Annotated in this window: 14 protein-coding genes; 5 read left to right on the top strand and 9 right to left on the bottom strand. The window is 63.4% G+C overall.

Annotated features, from left to right (window positions below):
- Positions 1-38: 38 nt before the first annotated feature.
- Positions 39-1,604, bottom strand: a complete 1,566-nt coding sequence (locus IMX17_RS10100; RefSeq protein WP_193549700.1) for a DUF3300 domain-containing protein — start codon at positions 1,602-1,604, stop codon at positions 39-41.
- Positions 1,605-1,791: 187 nt separating this feature from the next.
- Between IMX17_RS10100 and IMX17_RS10095 the strand changes: the two genes are divergently transcribed.
- Positions 1,792-2,628 (top strand): N-acetylmuramoyl-L-alanine amidase, encoded by an 837-nt coding sequence (locus IMX17_RS10095; protein WP_046897054.1) that lies wholly within the window; start codon positions 1,792-1,794, stop codon positions 2,626-2,628.
- Here IMX17_RS10095 and IMX17_RS10090 read toward each other — a convergent pair whose 3' ends face one another.
- Together IMX17_RS10090 and IMX17_RS10085 are read right to left on the bottom strand one after the other, a co-directional pair.
- A complete protein-coding gene (locus IMX17_RS10090; protein WP_046897055.1) occupies positions 2,629-3,639 on the bottom strand; it encodes an NAD(P)-dependent oxidoreductase in 1,011 nt (336 codons plus the stop codon).
- Between the two features lie 158 nt (positions 3,640-3,797).
- The gene (locus IMX17_RS10085; RefSeq protein ID WP_193549699.1) at positions 3,798-5,237 is read right to left on the bottom strand and encodes a DUF2867 domain-containing protein; all 1,440 of its coding nucleotides are present in this window, start codon (positions 5,235-5,237) and stop codon (positions 3,798-3,800) included.
- 149 nt (positions 5,238-5,386) lie between these two features.
- Here IMX17_RS10085 and IMX17_RS10080 point away from each other — a divergent pair, with 149 nt between their 5' ends.
- Positions 5,387-5,734: a DUF1294 domain-containing protein gene (locus IMX17_RS10080; RefSeq protein WP_046897057.1), complete on the top strand. Its 348-nt coding sequence runs from the start codon at positions 5,387-5,389 to the stop codon at positions 5,732-5,734.
- On the opposite strand, the gene IMX17_RS10075 is transcribed toward IMX17_RS10080, so the two are convergent.
- Positions 5,735-6,562, bottom strand: coding sequence for a MurR/RpiR family transcriptional regulator (locus tag IMX17_RS10075; protein WP_046897058.1), 828 nt, complete (start codon positions 6,560-6,562; stop codon positions 5,735-5,737).
- A 167-nt stretch (positions 6,563-6,729) separates the two neighbouring features.
- On the opposite strand from IMX17_RS10075, the gene IMX17_RS10070 reads away from it, so the two are divergent.
- Positions 6,730-8,286 (top strand): PTS transporter subunit EIIC, encoded by a 1,557-nt coding sequence (locus IMX17_RS10070; RefSeq protein WP_046897059.1) that lies wholly within the window; start codon positions 6,730-6,732, stop codon positions 8,284-8,286.
- Positions 8,283-8,978 (top strand): N-acetylmannosamine-6-phosphate 2-epimerase, encoded by a 696-nt coding sequence (locus IMX17_RS10065; protein WP_046897060.1) that lies wholly within the window; start codon positions 8,283-8,285, stop codon positions 8,976-8,978. The genes IMX17_RS10070 and IMX17_RS10065 overlap by 4 nt, the downstream gene beginning before the upstream one ends.
- Positions 8,979-9,007: 29 nt before the next feature.
- On the opposite strand, the gene ltaE is transcribed toward IMX17_RS10065, so the two are convergent.
- The 5 genes from ltaE to IMX17_RS10040 all read right to left on the bottom strand — a co-directional run bounded on the left by ltaE (position 9,008) and on the right by IMX17_RS10040 (position 15,804).
- A complete protein-coding gene (gene ltaE / locus IMX17_RS10060) occupies positions 9,008-10,024 on the bottom strand; it encodes a low-specificity L-threonine aldolase (protein ID WP_046897061.1) in 1,017 nt (338 codons plus the stop codon).
- A 75-nt stretch (positions 10,025-10,099) separates the two neighbouring features.
- The gene (gene poxB / locus IMX17_RS10055) at positions 10,100-11,821 is read right to left on the bottom strand and encodes a ubiquinone-dependent pyruvate dehydrogenase (protein ID WP_193549698.1); all 1,722 of its coding nucleotides are present in this window, start codon (positions 11,819-11,821) and stop codon (positions 10,100-10,102) included.
- 198 nt (positions 11,822-12,019) lie between these two features.
- Positions 12,020-13,021 (bottom strand): NADH oxidoreductase, encoded by a 1,002-nt coding sequence (gene hcr, locus IMX17_RS10050; RefSeq protein ID WP_046897062.1) that lies wholly within the window; start codon positions 13,019-13,021, stop codon positions 12,020-12,022.
- A gap of 56 nt (positions 13,022-13,077) precedes the next feature.
- Positions 13,078-14,727 (bottom strand): hydroxylamine reductase, encoded by a 1,650-nt coding sequence (gene hcp, locus IMX17_RS10045; RefSeq protein WP_046897063.1) that lies wholly within the window; start codon positions 14,725-14,727, stop codon positions 13,078-13,080.
- 180 nt (positions 14,728-14,907) lie between these two features.
- The gene (locus tag IMX17_RS10040; RefSeq protein WP_046897064.1) at positions 14,908-15,804 is read right to left on the bottom strand and encodes a lysine exporter LysO family protein; all 897 of its coding nucleotides are present in this window, start codon (positions 15,802-15,804) and stop codon (positions 14,908-14,910) included.
- A gap of 187 nt (positions 15,805-15,991) precedes the next feature.
- Between IMX17_RS10040 and IMX17_RS10035 the strand changes: the two genes are divergently transcribed.
- Positions 15,992-17,650: an ATP-dependent endonuclease gene (locus tag IMX17_RS10035; protein ID WP_046897065.1), complete on the top strand. Its 1,659-nt coding sequence runs from the start codon at positions 15,992-15,994 to the stop codon at positions 17,648-17,650.

Here is a 17,650-nt window from a genome sequence, read left to right as displayed (position 1 = left end):
TCGCCCCGGCCATTCCGCCGGGGCGACATTCTCTTGATTTATCCCACCTTGTGCTGCTCGACGATTGGGCGGTGTTCCTGCGGCTTCGTGGGCACCGGTTCCTGGCGATGCGGCATCGGCTGAACGGACGTCTGATGGAGCTGCGGCGCCGGGGCCGCATGCGGCATGATGCGCTGTTGCGGCGCCGGCATCGGGCTTATCGCCGCCGGATGCTGCGGCGCTGCCGGTTCGCGGATCACCGGCTGAGCGACGTGCGGAGCCGGCTGAATCTGCGGGCGCGCGACGGCTGGATGCATCGCCGCAGCGGCCGGCATCGGATGCGTCTGCAGCGGCGCTGAATGTACGGCTGTCGGCTGCTGTGGGTGAGGCGCCGTCGGAACGGCATGCGTGAACGTCGGCGTGCTCATCGGCTGCTGTGCATGGGGCGCGATGACCGGTTGTTGCACGTGTGGGGCGGCCGCTACCGGCGGGTGTACGGCTATCGGCTGCTGTACGTGAGGCGCCACCGGCTGGGTATGCGCAAAGTTCGGCATGGTCATCGGCGCGTGGGCCGCAGGCGCGACGCGCGGCTGTTGCGGCGCAGCGTTAGGCTCCGGTTGGCTGAAACGCGGCGCCGGCGCGGCGGCGGTATTGTAGTTGTTCACCGTGCTGGTGCTGCTGCGATTCACAGTGTTCACGTTGTTATATTGGTTGATGTTAGTGACGCGATTCACCACGGTGGTGGAATGCGATACGTAAGGCGCATTGCGGTAGACCACCGGCTGGCGCCGATCGTCCCAGCGCATATCCCAGTTGTGCCAGCCGCTGTTGTGTTGGTTGAGCAAAGAGGCGACCGCGATGCCGACGCCGAAGCTGATCACGCCGGCCGCCAGCATGTCGCCGCCGCTGTAGCCCGAGGGCTGATACTGATAGCTCGGATAGGCCGGGATCGGCGTGCCGTAGGCCTCCCAGGGATCGTAATGCGGGACGTAAACCGTATCCGGCTGGCTGGGTTCGATAACGATGGTCTCGCCCGGCGCCGCCACCACGCGCTGGCGATAGGGCTGCTGTTCGACATAACGCGTCGTCGGCGCCACGACGATGCGCTGCTGCGGGGTGTTTTTCAGCGTGCCCTGGCTGGCCGCCCGTTGACGCATCACCTGAATGGCGTTCATCACGTCGGTGGGATCGTTCAGGTAGGCGCTGCCCAGGGCGGTGGTCCAGGGGATGTTTTTCGCCATTTGATCGAGCACGTCGGGGAATTGCACCAGGCCGCGCACGCTGGGATCCCAGGGCTGAGCGTCGGCCGCCGAGCTGAGCGCCGCCGGTTGCAAGCCGCGGTTTTGCGCCAGCCAGGCATCCGCGGCGCTGATTTGGTCAGGATAGCCCGCGCCGGCCAACACCTGCGCCAGCAGCTTGTCGGGGAACAGCGCCACCGGGCTGACCAACTGGTACAGTTGATCGGCGCTCAGCGGCGTATAGGCCGGCGCGCTGGCACTGGCGGCTGGAGCGGCAGGGGGCGGAGTGCCCCAGCCCATCGCATCGGCGACTTTTTGCCGATCGCAGCCGCTGAGCGGCAGCATGGCGGCACAGAGCAACCAGGACAGATAGCGTGGCGTGAACATGTTCGACTCCGCTCTTTCAGCGCAGATGATACTTTGAGACTATCATGGGCGGGAAAGGCCGCCAGCCGGGAGCAACACTCGCTTGCACATCGGCGCTATCTGTCATTATTTCTCGATGAGCGTGATGATTGGATACAGATTAATCGCGTCGCGTTACATCTTTCACGGACGTCAATCAGGAGGATAAGTGAAAATTTGGCCAGGGATCATCGCCGCCGCGCTGTTGGCGGGATGCCAAAATCCGCAGCAGGACACGCTCGTCGATCGTGGCGTTTACCAGCTCGAAACCTTGCATCAGGCGCAGGGCGCCGATCAGCGCATTCGGTTTCTGGTGATGCACTACACGGCGGAAGACTTTCATTCATCACTGAAAACGCTGACCGATGAACACGTCAGCGCACACTACCTGTTGCCGGCGCACCCGCAGCGCGAACACGGCAAACCGACGGTGTACCGGTTGGTGCCGGAGGCGATGCGCGCCTGGCATGCCGGCGTCAGCGCCTGGCGCGGGCGCAGCAATCTCAACGACACCTCGATCGGCATTGAAATCGTCAACAAGGGGTTCACCCGCAGCATGCTGTTCACCCATTGGCAGCCTTATACGGCGGAGCAGATCGCCGTGCTGATTCCGCTGAGCCGCGATATCATCCAACGCTATGGCATCCAGCCGCAGGACGTGGTGGGGCACAGTGACATCGCACCGCAGCGCAAACAGGATCCCGGCCCGCTGTTCCCCTGGCGGCAACTGGCGCAGGCCGGCATCGGCGCCTGGCCGGACGAGGCAGACGTGCAGCGTTTGTTGGCGGGGCGCGATCGCCATGCGCCGGTGCCGCTGGCGCCGCTGCTTGATAAGCTGGCGCGTTACGGCTACGCGGTTGATTCGTCATGGGATGCGCGGCAGCAGCGCAATGTGCTGGCGGCGTTTCAGATGCATTTCCGGCCCGACGATGTTCGCGGTGAACCGGATGCAGAGAGTGAGGCGATTATCGATGCGCTGCTGTTGAAGTACGGCGCGTGGCGTTGATTACAGGCCGTGCAGTTTGCCGTGATCTTTCAGCCAGCGGGCGGTGCGCGCGATGCCTTCTTCCAGCGAGACGATCGGCTGATAGCCCAGCTCTTGCTGCGCGCGGGTGGTATCGAGCGTGAGATCGAAGTTGAGTTTGGCGACGCCGTAATGGGTCAACACCGGCTCCTTTTCGCTTTTGCTGCCCAGGCGCTCCATGCCGCGCGCCATCATGTCGAGCATCGGATAGGGGACGGAGCGGATGCGGCACTTCATGCCCAAATCGTCGATCAGCTGCTGCACCACGGTGCGCAGCGGGCGCGGCTGCTGGTTGGTGATGTTGTAGGCGCGGCCGGACGGCGTGTCTTCTTTTAGCGTCGCCAGCCACATGGCGTGCACCGCATTCTCCAGATAGGTCATGTCCACCATCGCCGCGCCGCTGCGCGGCAGCAGCAGGTTGCCGTAGCGTTTGATCATCTGCAGCAACCGCGGCAACATCACCTTGTCGTGCGGCCCGAACAGGCCCTGCGGGCGCAAAATGGTGAAATGGGTCTGCGGATTGGACAGTGCCAGTTGCTGGATCACCTGCTCGCCGGCGGCCTTGCTGCGCGCGAACTCGTTGGCGTAACGCTGCGGGCGAAAGTCTTCGGTCACGTTGCGGTGATGGTGGTAGTCGAAATAGATCGCCGGGGAAGAGATGTGAATGAACTGCGCCACGCCATAGGCCGCCGCCCATTCGCCGAGGCGGCGGGTAGCGCGGACGTTGGCCAGTTCGAAGGCTTCTTCGGTGCCCCAGGGCGAGGTAAAGCTGGAGCAGTGCCACAGCACATCGACGTCCGCCAGCATCGCTTTGGCCTGCGAAGAGATCAGGTTGGTGAGATCGGCATGAATGAACTCCGCGCCCATTTTTTCCAGCAGGCCGCCCATCGCCTGGTTGCGGCCGGTGGCGCGCACTTTGATGCCCTGGCGGCGCAGATATTCAACGGCGTTACGGCCTAACCCACTGGTTGCACCGGTGACCAATACCTTCATAACGGACTCTATTCTCACCCAAAATCGGAATACCGGCGGGCGCTTGCGGCGCTCCCAGCAAATAAGATGCCATTCTTCCGTGATTTCGTGCGCTATGCAATCGGAAAGCCCCGAAGCACAGCGGCAAACTGTGCGGTTGATCGACAAATGAACGGCATTCAGCGCTGTTGGCGATCCAGGTTCTCGGCAAGCTCGGCGATGCGCTTCGCCATGCCGCGAAAAATGAACAGATGCGCGGGCATCATGGCGAACCAATACAGCAGCCCGCTGAAGCCGGCCGGATGCCACCAGGCGCGCACGTCCAGCGTGCGGCGATCGCCGCGATCGGTAATGGTGAAGCTCAGCCGCCCCAGCCCCGGCGCCTTCATGCCGAACAGCAGCGCCAGCTGCCGCAGCGGCTTCAGCGTGATGACTTTCCAGCCGTCGATCTCGTCACCCAGCGCCAGGGACGCGCGCGCCGGGCGGCCATAGACCACGCCGTTGCCGATCATGTCGTCCATGCGGGCGCGGATCCGCCACAGGATATTGGCGTAGAAATAGCCTTCCTTGCCCCCCAACTGCTGCACCGTTTGCCACAGCGCCTGGCTGGAGGCGGCGGTGTCGAGCGAACATCCCGCCTGTTTCGGGTAATAGCCGTAGCCGGGGCGCCAGCGGGCCCGCGCCGCCGGATCGTAGCCCCAGTCGGCGGAATCGACCACCTCCAGTTCGCGCTGCAGCGTGGCGGTGACCGCCTGATCGAAGGTGTGCAGACGTTGCGGGATCAGGGCCTGCAACGGTTTGCCGTCGGCGGGCAGATCGTGCTTCAGGCCCTGGATCAGCGCGCGCGCGATCGGCGTCGGCACCGAGGTGATCAGGCTGATGAACCACACTGAAATCAGCCGCGTCGGCAGGGGGATCGGGATCAGCCAGCGCCGCTTGCCGCTGATGGCGATAAAGCGTTTGAACATATCCTGATAGCTGAGGTATTCCGGCCCGGCGACGTCGAAGATGCGGTGTTCCTGCGCCGGGTGCACCAGCAGATCGGCCAGATAAACCAGCAGGTTCTCCAGCGCCACCGGCGAGGACTTCGAGCGCACCCAGCGCGGCGGCGTCAGCACCGGCAGGTTATAGACCATGTCGCGCATCACTTCGAACGCCGCCGAGCCGGGGCCGACGATGATGCCGGCGCGCAGCTCGGTCACCGGCACGCCGCTCTGGCGCAGGATCTCGCCGGTCAGGCGGCGCGCCGCCAGGTGCGGCGAGCTGTCGTCGTTCGGCTGCAGCGCGCCGAGAAAGATCACCTGCTTGACGCAGGCATTGCGCAGCGCGTCGCGCAGATTTTCCGCGGCCTGGCGTTCCTTCTCGATAAAGTCGTCGCCGTCGCCCATCGCGTGCACCAGATAGTAAAGCGTATCTATCTCCCACAGCGCCGCGCTCAGGGTTTCCGGGCGGTACAGATCGACATACAGGCAGTTGACCTGCGGCCAGTTCTGCTCCTGCAGCCACTCGATGCGCCGCGCGGCGGCGGTAATCTGGTGCCCCTGTTCGATCAGGTGCGGGATCAGGTTCTGGCCTATATAGCCGCTGGCTCCAAGAACCAATATGCGTTGGGGTGTCATCGTGCCGCCTTGTGCGGTGAAAGAGTCGCAGAGCGACAGGATGCCAAATTCAGAGTTTAAATGCACTTTTTGTATGGGTATAAGCCGGTTGCATCCGCCGCGGCGCAGGTTCACACTACGCGCCCCTTATCGAACGAAGACCGGATGTCATGAAGCTCAATGTGATTTGTTACGCCCTGCTGGGCCTGGCGCTGATCGCCAGCCTGTTCTCGCCGCATCCGGTGTGGATGTGGCTGCTGTCGGCCAATCTGCTGACGTTTCTGATCTACGGCGGCGATAAGCTGGCTGCGCGCAAGGGGTGGCGACGGGTGCCGGAGGCGACGCTGTTGCTGTTCGGCGCGCTGGGCGGCTGGTTGGGCGCGCTGCTGGCGCAACAGCTGTTTCGCCACAAGACCCAGAAGCAGCCGTTTAAAACCTGGTTTATTCTCAGCGTGGCGCTCAACCTGGCGGCGGTGCTGGGGCTGTGGTACTGGGTTTACGGCCGCTGGATCTTCTGATTACAGCAGCAGCGGCAGAGTCGCGCTGGCGGTGGTCTGCATCGCCTGAGCGTAGGCGGGATCGCGCTGAGTCAGTTCGGCGATCATCAACTCCACCAGCAGCATGGCGCCGACCTTGGCCGGCAGGGCGCCAGCGGTCAGCGGCCCTTCCGGTTTGGCCGCCACCAGCAGCGTATCCGCCATCTTGGCCAGCGGGCTGCGTTGGGTATTGCTGACGGCGATCACGCGTGCGCCGCGCCCTTTGGCCAACGTCACCGCATGCAGCACGTCCTTGGTTGAGCCGGAACTGGAGATGACGATCAGCAGATCCCGCTCATTCAGCGAGGCTGCATTCATCGCCGCCCGGTGCATGTCGCTGAACAGCTGCGCCGGTTTGCCGAGGCGCAACAGCTTGTAGTGCAGGAAGTCGCCGATGATGGCGCTGGCGGCGACGCCGTAAATCTGCACCGAAGCGCAACGTTGCAGGCTGTCCGCCGCCTGTTGCAGCGCCTGCGGATCCAACAGCGCGCCGGTATCCCGCAGCGCCTGTACGCTCTCTTCCACCAAATTTTCCGCCGCGCTTTGCCGCGTCGCCGCTTCCGGCTGGCTTTGTTGCAAGCTGAGGGCCAGCGCCATTTTAAATTCGGTATAGCCTTTGCAGCCGAGATGGCGGCACAGCCGCGTGACGCTGGCTTCGCTGGTGGCGCTTTCACGCGCCAGTTCGGTGATGGTCAGGTAAACGGCGCGGGAGGGCTCCGCAAGAAGATAGTTGCCGAGCTTTTGCAGCGTGGGGCTGTACCCCGCCAAATCCTGCCGCAGCCGCAATAACAAGTTGCCTGTATTCATCACGTTACCTTTCTGAGTATTCCCGTTTCTATTGTGGCGGAAAGACGCCGCGGCTCGCCAGTGAAATCGACGGATTGTGAAGCCGATCATCGTTATGAATAAATTTTTCATTAAAAATATTTTAATGTGGTAAAAATTTTCATCATAAAAATGATGTCGGGGGAAAATTTATGTCAATACCAGAATTGCCGCGCTCCGGCGGCTGGTTCGAAAAAGCTCAGCTGTTCGGCAAGTCGTTCATGCTGCCGATCGCCGTGCTGCCGGCGGCCGGCCTGCTGTTGGGGATCGGCGGTGCGCTGTCCAATCCCAATACCGTCGAGGCGTATCCCTTCCTCGATGTCGGCTGGTTGCAAAGCATATTTACCGTGATGGCCAGTGCCGGTGCTATTGTGTTCGCCAACCTGGCGGTCTTGTTCGCGGTCGGCGTGGCGGTGGGGCTGGCCAAAAGCGACAAGGGCACGGCGGGGCTGGCTTCGCTGATCGCCTATCTGGTAATGAATGCCACCATCAATGCGCTGTTGAAAATCAACGGCACGCTGGCCACGCAGAACGCGGGTGCGATGGGGCAGGGAACGATTCTCGGGATCCAGACGCTGGAGACCGGGGTGTTCGGCGGGGTGGTCATCGGTTTGGTGACCTGGTATCTGCATGGCCGCTACAACAAGATAGCGCTGCCGCCGTTCCTGGGTTTCTTCGGCGGCTCGCGCTTTGTGCCGATCGTCAGCTCGCTGGCGGCGATGGCGGTCGGTGCCCTGATGACGGTGGTGTGGCCGCATTTCCAACAGTTGATCTTCGGCATGGGCGGGCTGGTAGACGCCAGCGGCTATCTCGGTACCTTTATCTACGGCTTCGTATTGCGCATGCTCGGGCCGTTCGGCCTGCATCACATCTTCTATCTACCGTTTTGGACCACCGCGCTCGGCGGCAGCGAAGTGATCAACGGACAACTGGTGGAAGGCACACAGCGCATTTTCTTCGCCCAGTTGGCCGACCCGAATACTCAGCAGTTCTATATCGGCACGGCGCGTTTCATGTCCGGCCGTTTTATCACCATGATGTTCGGCCTGGTCGGCGCCTGCCTGGCGATGTACCAGAGTGCGCGTCCCGAGAACCGCAAACGCGTCGGCGGACTGTTGCTGTCGGCGGCGCTGACTTCGTTTCTGACCGGCATCACCGAACCTATCGAATTCTCGTTCCTGTTTGTCGCGCCGGCGCTGTACGTGGTGCACGCGCTGTTCGACGGCCTGGCGTTCATGATCGCTCACATCCTGCATATCACCATCGGCCAGACGTTCTCCGGCGGCTTTATCGATTTCATGCTGTTCGGCGTGCTGCAGGGCGAAGCGAAAACCCACTGGATGTACGTCCCGCTGGCAGGGGTGCCTTGGTTCTTCCTGTACTACTTCACGTTCCGTTTCCTGATCGTGCGCTTCAACTTTAAAACGCCGGGGCGCGAGGCGGAAACCTCGCCGGAAGCGGTGATGACGGGCACCGAACGCTCGCAGCAGGTGCTGGCGGCGCTGGGTGGCAAAGAGAATATCGTCGAACTGGATTGTTGCGCCACGCGGTTGCGCGTGACGGTGAAACAGAGCCGGTTACTGGACGAAAGCGGGCTGAAGGCCAGCGGCGCACGGGCAGTTATCGTTCGCGGCAACGGTGTTCAGGTGATCTACGGCCCGCACGTCACCATCATTAAAAACGAAGTCGAGGAGTTGTTGGATTTATGACGCTTTCCATTTTGCAGCAGATTGAGGGGCGCCTGGTGGTGTCTTGCCAGGCGCTGGACGACGAGCCGCTGCACAGCGATTTTATCATGTCGCGCATGGCGCTGGCAGCCGAGCAAGGCGGCGCGGCGGCGATCCGCGCCAACGGCGTCGAAGACGTCAAAGCTATCATGCGCACGGTGGCGCTGCCGGTCATCGGCATCATAAAGCGCGATTATGCGGGCAGCGACGTCTACATCACGCCGACCCTGCGTGAAATCGATGAGTTGATGGCGGCGGCGCCGCAGATGATCGCGCTGGACGCCACCGGCCACCCGCGGCCGGGGGAATTGCAGCTGGCGGCGTTGGTCGCCGCGATCCGCGCCAGGTATCCCCGGCTGCTGCTGATGGCGGACATCGCCACGCTGGAGGAGGCGCAAGAGGCCGCCAGGCTGGGTTTCGACTGTGTGGGCACCACGCTGTACGGCTATACCGCTGAAAGCCGGGGCGCCCGACTGGCGGATAACGATTTCGGCTTTCTGCGTGCGGTGCTGGCGGCGGTATCGGTGCCGGTCATCGCTGAAGGCAATGTCGAAACGCCGGCGATGGCCGCGCGCTGTCTGTCGCTGGGGGCGCATGCGGTGGTGGTAGGGGGCGCCATTACCCGCCCGCAACAGATCACCCGCCGCTTTGTCGACGCCATCGGCGGGCGATAAGAGACTTCCCGGCGCACCGGGAGGGGAAATCAGGCGTGCTGCTGAAGAAACTCCTGCCACAGTTCGACCACCCGCTGCAGATCCTGACGGCTGACGTCGAGGTGGGTCAGAATGCGCGTCAGCGGGCCGCTGCTGATCAGCACGCCGCGTTCGCGCATCCACGGGCCGAATTTGGCCGCCAGCGCCGGCGTTTGGCGCAGGTACAGCACGTTGGTCTGCGCGCCGGGTTCGGCGATCTCCACGCCGATCTGCCGCAGCTGTTGCTCCAGCCAGACCGCGTTGTCATGGTCTTCGCGCAGCCGCGCGACGTTATGCTCCAGCGCGTAGAGGCCGGCCGCCGCCAAAATGCCGGCCTGGCGCAGCCCGCCGCCGGTCATCTTGCGCCAGCGCAGCGCGCGTTGGATGAAAGCCTCGCTGCCGCACAGCAGCGAGCCGACCGGCGCGCCCAACCCTTTCGACAGGCAAATGGTGAAGGTGTCGCAGTACTGCACGATCTCTTTTAGCGGCAGGTTCAGCGCCACGGCGGCGTTGAAGATGCGCGCGCCGTCGATATGCAGCGCCAGCTGCCGCTCGCGGGTAAACTGCCACGCCTGCTGCAGGTAGGCCTGCGGCAAGACTCTGCCGCTGATGGTGTTTTCCAGGCTCAACAGCCGGGTGCGGGCGAAGTGGATATCGTCGGGTTTGATGGCGGCGGCGAGCTTGTCCAGCGGCAGCGTGCCGTCGGCGTCGGCCTCGATCGGCTGCGGCTGGATGCTGCCCAGCACCGCTGCGCCGCCGGCTTCGTATTTGTAGTTGTGCGCCTGCTGGCCGACCAGATATTCATCGCCGCGCTGGCAGTGGCTCAGCAGCGCCACCAGGTTGGCCTGGGTGCCGCTGGGCAGAAACAGCGCCGCTTCTTTGCCCGACAGACGCACCGCCTCCGCCTCCAGCGCGTTGACCGTCGGATCATCGCCGTAGACGTCGTCGCCGACTTCTGCCTGAGCCATCGCCTGGCGCATAGCGGCGCTGGGGCGGGTAACGGTGTCGCTGCGTAGATCGATAAGCATAGGGTTCCTGGAATGTAAGGGAGAGGAAAAGGGTACATGGCATCATATACCCTTTATTTGACCGGGGCAGCTTGCTTAGCGCAGCCAGTTGGTTTTCGCCAGCTCGACCACTTCGTCGCCGCGGCCGTTGATGATGGCGCGCAGCATGTACAGGCTGAAGCCTTTCGCCTGTTCGAATTTGATCTGCGGCGGCATCGCCAGTTCTTGCTTGGCGGTGACCACGTCCAGCAGCGCCGGGCCGGGGTGCGCCAACATCTCCTGCAGCGCGCCGTCCAGATCGGAGGCTTTTTCCACGCGGATGCCCTTGATGCCGGCGGCGTTGGCGATCGCCGCGAAGTCCGGATTATGCAGATCGGTGCCGTCGGTCAGGTAGCCGCCGGCCTTCATCTCCATCGCCACGAATCCCAGCACGCTGTTGTTGAACACCACGATTTTCACCGGCAGCTTGAGCTGCGCCAGCGACAGGAAATCGCCCATCAGCATGGTGAAGCCGCCGTCGCCGCACATGGCGATCACCTGTTTATCCGGCGCGGTGGCCTGAGCGCCGATCGCCTGCGGCATGGCGTTGGCCATCGAACCGTGGTTGAACGAACCGAGCAGGCGGCGCTTGCCGTTCATTTTCACGTAGCGGGCGGCCCACACCGTCGGCGTGCCGACGTCGCAGGTGAAGATGGCGTCGTCGCTGGCATAGTGGCTGAGCTGCTGCGCCAGATACTGCGGGTGGATCGGTTGGTCGTCGCCGGCGGTCGCCAGCCCGTCGAGATCCTTGCGCGCGTTGCGGTAATGCTCCAGCGCCTTGTCGAGGAACGCCCGATCGCGCTTCGGCTCCAGCTGCGGCAGCAGGGCGGTGAGGGTGGTGTGGATATCGCCCACCAGCGCCATATTGACCGGGCAGTGCGCGCCGATGCTGCCGGGGTTGATGTCGATCTGAATGATGTTGGCGTTGGTGGGGTAGAACGCGCGGTAGGGGAACTGGGTGCCGAGCAGCACCAGCGTGTCGGCGTTCATCATCGCGTGATAACCGGAGGAGAAACCGATCAGTCCGGTCATGCCGACGCTGTACGGGTTGTCCCATTCGATATGTTCTTTGCCGCGTAGCGCGTGCACCACCGGCGCCTGCAGCAGCTCGGCCAGCTTGACCACTTCATCGTGCGCGCCGGCGCAGCCGCTGCCGCACATCAGGGTTATGTTCTTCGCCTTGTTCAGCGTTTCCGCCAGCTTGTTCAGCTCGCTCATCGGCGGCTGCACCAGCGGCAGCGCCGGGGTATGCCAGGTCAAGGCCGCGTCTTCCGGCGCCATGCGTAGCGCCACGTCGCCCGGCAAGACGACCACCGAGACGCCGCGATTGAGGATCGCCTTGCGCATGGCGATCTCCAGCACGCGCGGCAGCTGTTCCGGGTTGGAGACCAGTTCGCAATAGTGGCTGCATTCGCGGAACAGCTCCTGCGGATGGGTTTCCTGGAAGTAGCCGCTGCCGATTTCGCTGGAAGGGATGTGTGCGGCGATCGCCAGCACCGGCACATGGTTGCGGTGGCAGTCGAACAGGCCGTTGATCAGATGCAGGTTGCCGGGGCCGCAGGAACCGGCGCACACCGCCAACTGGCCGGTGAGCTGGGCTTCGGCGCCGGCGGCGAAGGCGGCCACCTCTTCATGGCGGGTGCCCAGCCATTCGATGGTGCCCATGCGGTGCAGGCTGTCGCTGAGGCCGTTGAGCGAATCGCCGGTCACGCCCCAAATGCGTTTTACGCCGGCTTGATCCAGCGTTTTGGCGATCAGTGTGGCTACGGTTTGCTTCATGGTTCCCCCAAACATGGTTTGAAAAACGATGTGGACTCGATCCGGTGAGTGGCAGCAGAACAACTGCAAGCATAGCTTACCGGCTGTGGACGAGATGCGGTCAGGAAGGGTAAAGAGCGTAGGACGGGGAAAAGTGTAACCGGGCTGGCCACGGGGAACTTGCCGATAAATGCCCCATCGCGGCGATGGGGCCAGGGATCACGCCAGGGTGACATCGCCCTGCAGCTGGCAACTGCAGGCCAGCACGTAGCCCTGCGCGATTTCTTCCGCGCTCAACGTCATGGTGCTGGTGGTGGTGTAGTCGCCCTCGAGGATGCGGGTTTTGCACGAACCGCATACTCCGGCACGGCAGGCGGCGTTGACCGGCAGGGCATTGGCCTCCATCGCTGCCAGCAGGGTGCTGCCGACCGGCACGCGGAATTCGCGCAGCGGGCGGGCGGCGCGCAGCGTCAGCCCTTCGGTTGCGTCAGCCTGTGCCGTCGGCGTGTGGAACTGCTCCTTATGGAAACGCTCGGCCGGCACGCCGAGCCGGCGACAAAGTTGCTCCACCTGATCCATGTAGGGCGCGGGGCCGCAGGTCATCACCGTGCGTTCGGCGATATCCGGCGCCGCCTGCCGCAGCGTCTGTTCATCGATGCGGCCACAGAGGTAGCCGGGCTGCAGATCCTGCTCGGCCATCAGCGTCAGGCGCAGCTGCGGATGGGCGGCGCACAGCGCGCGCCACTGATCGGCGAAAATCGTGTCGGCGGGGGTGCGTACGTTAACGATCGCGGCGATATCACAGGTTGGACGGTTGGCGGTCAGCCAGCGGCACATCGAGACGATCGGCGTCACGCCGCAGCCGGCCGCCAGCATCAGATAACGATCGGCCGGGTGGCGCTCGCAGCTGAATTCGCCCTGCGCGTCGGACAGCCACAGCGTGTTGCCGGGCTTGACCTCTTGCGTCAGCCAGCGCGATCCGACGCCGTCCGGCAGGCAGCGCACGCTGATGCTGAGAAAGCGACTCTGGCCAGGCGAGGAGGAGAGCGTATAGGCGCGCAGCGTCTCCTCGCTGTTGCGAATGCTGACCAGCGCGAACTGGCCGGCCTGGTAAGGATAAAAAACGTCGCAGATCAGGTTCAGCGTCCAGACGTCGGCGGTTTCACGCTGGATGGAATGCACCTGCATGCGGTTCGGGCAAAGCGGAGTGGGTTGAGTCATCGGGGCACCTCAAAAAGCAAAGGGGCCGGCGCAGGCGGCCCCATAACGTAACGGCATCAGGCGAGCAGCGCGGTGATATCCTGCTCGACGGTAGTGATCGGGCGCAGGCCGAATTTCTCGTTGAGGATCGCCATCAGGTTGTCGGTCAGGAAGCCCGGCGCGGTCGGGCCGGTGACGATGTTTTTCACCCCCAGCGACAGCAGCGTCAGCAGAATGACGATCGCCTTCTGTTCAAACCACGACAGCACCAGACTGAGCGGCAGCTCGTTGACGCTGCAGCCGAGCGTATCCGCCAGCTTGACCGCCAGCATGATGGCGGAGTAGGCGTCGTTGCACTGGCCGACGTCCAGCAGGCGCGGCAGCCCTTCCAGCGTGCCGAAATCCAGTTTGTTGAAACGGTATTTGCCGCAGGCCAGCGTCATGATCAGGCAGTCTTGCGGCACGCTGCGGGCGAAGTCGGTGAAGTAGTTGCGCTCGTCGCGGCTGCCGTCGCAGCCGCCGACCAGGAAGACGTGGCGCAGTTTTTTCTGCGACACCAGGTCGATGACCGTGTCGGCGGCGTTTAGCAGCGTCTGGCGGCCGAAGCCGACGGTGATCAGGTGCTCGATCTCGGTGTAAGGGAAGCCGTTCATGCCCTGCGCCTGGCGGATCACGGCGCCGAAATCGTCGCCTTCCAGATGGTTGACGCCCGGCCAGCCGACGATGCTGCGGGTCCAGATGCGATCGCCGTAGTTGCCGACGTTCGGATCGATGATGCAGTTGGAGGTCATCACGATCGGGCCGGGGAATTTGGCGAATTCCGTCTGCTGGTTTTGCCAGCCGCTGCCGTAGTTACCCACCAGGTGCTTGAATTTTTTCAGTTCCGGATAGCCGTGCGCCGGCAGCATTTCACCGTGGGTGTAGACATTGACGTTTTGCCCTTCGGTTTGCTCGAGCAGCATGCGCAGATCTTTGAGATCGTGGCCGGAAATCAGAATGGCTTTCCCGGCCACCGGGCGTACGTTGACCGCGCTGGGCTGCGGATCGCCGTAGGCCTGGGTTTCGCCGCGATCGAGGATCGCCATCACGTTGAAGTTCATCTTGCCGATGCCCATGGCGTTGTTCAGCAGGGTGTCGACGTCGCGCGGCCGGGTGCCGAGCCAGGCCATAAAGGCGTGGTAGTCGGCATAGAGCTGTTCGTCGAACTGGCCGAGCACGTGCGCGTGTTCCATATAGGCCGCCGCGCCTTTCAGGCCGTACAGGCACAGCAGGCGCAAACCGTGTACGTCGTCGCCGACCTCGGCCTTGTCGCTGTCGAGGGCAAACTGCGCCGCCTGTTGCAGCAGCGCAGGCATAGCGTCACCGGCCAGCTGCAGCGCCGCCATCGGGTGATCGACGCGCACGTCGGCATCCAGCAGCCGGCAACGGGCGGCCAGCGAGTCGCGCAGCAGCAGGGTTTCCCGCGCGTAACCGATGATGCGCTGGGAGTCGAAGTTGACGTTGGTCAGGGTGGAGAAGAAGGCGCGCGGGGCGAAGCTGTCGATTTCGTGGTCGACGATGCCCAGCGAACGCGCCTGCAGCGCCCAGGCGGAGAGGCCCTGCAGCGCCGCCACCAGCAGATCCTGCAGATCGGAGGTTTCCGCCGTTTTGCCGCACATGCCCTGAGCATACGCGCAGCCGTTGCCTGCCGGGGTTCGAATGGTTTGTTCACATTGCACACAGAACATAGTCGCTTCCTTTTAATTTTAAAGTTGCATTTGTAATGCTTGTTTAAAAGCATAGATCGGCGATCGGGGTTGCAAAAGGCTTTTGTGCGACTACTGCGGGCAAGTTTGATTTAGCGCAATTTTGCCGTGCGGATGGGAATGATTACGCTTTGGGGGCCGGGTGGCCCCCAGGGGAAAGGATCAGGAGAACAGGGCGATCAGCACCGGCGCCAGCAGGCTCAGCAGGAAGCCGTGCACGATGGCGGGCGGTACCATGTCCAGTCCGCCGCTGCGCTGCAGCACCGGCAGGGTGAAGTCCATCGAGGTGGCGCCGCACAGGCCGAGGGCGGTGGAGCGGCTGCGGCGCACCAGCGTCGGGATCAGCATGATCGCCACCAGCTCGCGCGCCAGATCGTTGAAGAACGCGGCGCTGCCCATCACCGGGCCGTAGGCGTCGGTGATCAGAATGCCGGACAGCGAGTACCAGCCGAAGCCGGAGGCCATCGCCAATCCGGCCTTGACCGGCAGCCCCAGCAGCTGCGCCGCCAGCGCGCCGCCGGCCAGAGACGCGACGACCACCGCCAACGCCACCAGCGTGCCGCGGCGGTTGAGCACGATCTGGCGCAGCGTCATGCCGCTGTTGCGCAGCTGAATGCCGACCAGCAACAGCAGGAAGATCAGCGCATATTCGCTGCCTTTATGGGCGAACTGCAGCCATTGCCACTGCGTCAGGCCGAGCAGGAAGCCGCCGAGCACCACGCCGCACAGCTTGAGCGACTCCAGCGCCATATGCACGCGCGAAGGCAGCTTTTCCTGTTTATGGCTGCTGCGCCACGGCATGCGCCGCTCCAGCAGCGCCAGCAACAGCAGATTGGCGCAGAGAATGCAGAAGAAGAACGCCGCGCTGTACTGGAAGATCAGCACCAGATTGCTGCTGAGGTTCTCCATAAACGCCAGGCTGATGCCCATGAAAAACAGGATCACATACACCATCCAGCTCAGCAGGCGGTTGATCAGCACCAGCAGCGGGCGATGGCGTAAGGGAATGAGGTAACCGACAATCAGCGGTAACAGAATAATCAACAGTCCTGAGTACATGGTGCAACGAGTGTCCTTGAGTTTTGATGCGCGACGAACGGCGGCGAGGAGCACACGCTAACCAAAAGCCCGGCCGGAGTAAAGCGGCAGATTTGACGCTGGCCGCTTGACCTGCAAGGGGTTTTTTGACCATGCTCTGTGAAAGTCGCCTCATTGAAGAGGCGACGGCGCGCACGGGAGGCGGCGGATGTTCTTGGAGCGTATCGAAATTGTAGGTTTTCGCGGCATTAATCGGCTGTCCCTGATGCTGGACGACAACACGTTGTTGCTCGGCGAAAACGCCTGGGGTAAATCCAGCTTGCTGGATGCGCTGACGCTGCTGCTGGCGCCGGAGCAGAAACTGTATCGCTTTGAAGCGCACGACTTCCATTTTCCGCCCGGTGAGGAGGCGGCCAAAGAACGCCACCTGCAGGTGGTATTCACCTTCTGCGAGAAAGACATCGGCCACGCGCACCTACCGCGCTACCGCCATCTGACGCCGCTGTGGGTCAAGGGGGAAGACGGCCTGAGCCGCATTCACTACCGCTGCGAGGGCGAGCTGGCCGATGACGGCACTGTGTGCACCTGGCGCGGTTTTCTCGACGCCGACGGCAACGCCTTTCAACTGCACCATATCGAACAGCTGGCCCACGCCATCATCCGCATCCACCCGGTTTTGCGCCTGCGCGACGCGCGCTTTATTCGCCGCCTGCGCCCCAGCAGCCTCGGCGATGAACGCAAACCCGATACGCAGGCGTTGGCGCAGCAGCTGGATCAGCTGACGCGCGAGCTGGTGCGCAATCCGCAGAAGCTGACCAACGGCGAACTGCGTCAGGGGCTGGCGGCGATGCAGCAGTTGCTCGAGCACTATTTCGCCGAGCAGAGCTCGCAGGTGGCGCGGCCGCGCCGCCGCGGCGGTGAACCGGAGCAGGACGCCTGGCGCGCGCTGGACGGCATCAACCGCATGGTCGCCGAGCCGAACAGCCGCAGCATGCGTCTGATCCTGCTGGGCATGTTTTCCACCCTGCTGCAGGCCAAGGGCGACGTCAAGCTGGATCCGCACGCCCGGCCGCTGCTGCTGGTGGAAGACCCGGAAACTCGCCTGCATCCGATCATGCTGTCGGTGGCCTGGGGGCTGCTCAATCAGCTGCCGCTGCAGCGAATCACCACCACCAACTCCAGCGAATTGGTGTCGTTGGTGCCGGTGGAGCACGTGTGCCGGCTGGTGCGCGAGTCAGGCCGCGTCGCGACCTATCGTCTCGGGCCGCGCGGGCTCAGCGCCGAAGACGGGCGGCGCATCGCGTTTCACATCCGTTTCAACCGGCCGTCGTCGCTGTTCGCCCGCTGCTGGCTGCTGGTGGAGGGCGAAACCGAAGTGTGGCTGCTGAACGAACTGGCGCGCCAGTGCGGCTATCATTTCGAGGCGGAAGGGGTAAGGGTCATCGAATTCGCTCAGTGCGGTCTGAAGCCGCTGCTGCGCTTTGCCCGCCGCATGGGTATCGAGTGGCATGCGCTGGTGGACGGCGATGAGGCGGGCAAAAAGTACGCCAACACCGTGCGCAGCCTGCTGGACAATCATGAAGACAACGAACGCGATCGGCTGACCGCGCTGCCGGCGCCGGACATGGAACACTTCATGTTCCGCGAAGGGTTCGCCCCGGTCTATCACCGAATGGCGTCGGTGCCGATCAATGCGCAGATGCCGGTGCGCAAGGTGATCCAGAAAGCGGTCCACCACTCTTCGAAGCCGGATCTGGCGATCGAGGTCGCGATGCAGGCCGGCGAATGGGGCACGGACTCGGTGCCGCCGCTGCTGAAGAAAATGTTCTCACGGGTGATCTGGCTGGCGCGCGGCCGGGCGGACTGA

It is taken from the genome of Serratia sp. X3, from assembly GCF_014982455.1.
Classification (GTDB): domain Bacteria; phylum Pseudomonadota; class Gammaproteobacteria; order Enterobacterales; family Enterobacteriaceae; genus Serratia; species Serratia ureilytica.
The sequence above is the reverse complement of the archived record's forward strand: the minus strand, read 5'-3'. Positions and strand labels throughout refer to the sequence as shown.

Coding starts and splice junctions, on each gene's coding strand:
- hcp (WP_046897063.1), bottom strand. CDS start 14,727: ATGTTCTGTGTGCAATGTGAACAAACCATTCGAACCCCGGCAGGCAAC.
- IMX17_RS10070 (WP_046897059.1), top strand. CDS start 6,730: ATGTCAATACCAGAATTGCCGCGCTCCGGCGGCTGGTTCGAAAAAGCT.
- IMX17_RS10100 (WP_193549700.1), bottom strand. CDS start 1,604: ATGTTCACGCCACGCTATCTGTCCTGGTTGCTCTGTGCCGCCATGCTG.
- IMX17_RS10080 (WP_046897057.1), top strand. CDS start 5,387: ATGAAGCTCAATGTGATTTGTTACGCCCTGCTGGGCCTGGCGCTGATC.
- IMX17_RS10085 (WP_193549699.1), bottom strand. CDS start 5,237: ATGACACCCCAACGCATATTGGTTCTTGGAGCCAGCGGCTATATAGGC.
- poxB (WP_193549698.1), bottom strand. CDS start 11,821: ATGAAGCAAACCGTAGCCACACTGATCGCCAAAACGCTGGATCAAGCC.
- hcr (WP_046897062.1), bottom strand. CDS start 13,021: ATGACTCAACCCACTCCGCTTTGCCCGAACCGCATGCAGGTGCATTCC.
- IMX17_RS10040 (WP_046897064.1), bottom strand. CDS start 15,804: ATGTACTCAGGACTGTTGATTATTCTGTTACCGCTGATTGTCGGTTAC.
- IMX17_RS10035 (WP_046897065.1), top strand. CDS start 15,992: ATGTTCTTGGAGCGTATCGAAATTGTAGGTTTTCGCGGCATTAATCGG.
- ltaE (WP_046897061.1), bottom strand. CDS start 10,024: ATGCTTATCGATCTACGCAGCGACACCGTTACCCGCCCCAGCGCCGCT.
- IMX17_RS10065 (WP_046897060.1), top strand. CDS start 8,283: ATGACGCTTTCCATTTTGCAGCAGATTGAGGGGCGCCTGGTGGTGTCT.
- IMX17_RS10090 (WP_046897055.1), bottom strand. CDS start 3,639: ATGAAGGTATTGGTCACCGGTGCAACCAGTGGGTTAGGCCGTAACGCC.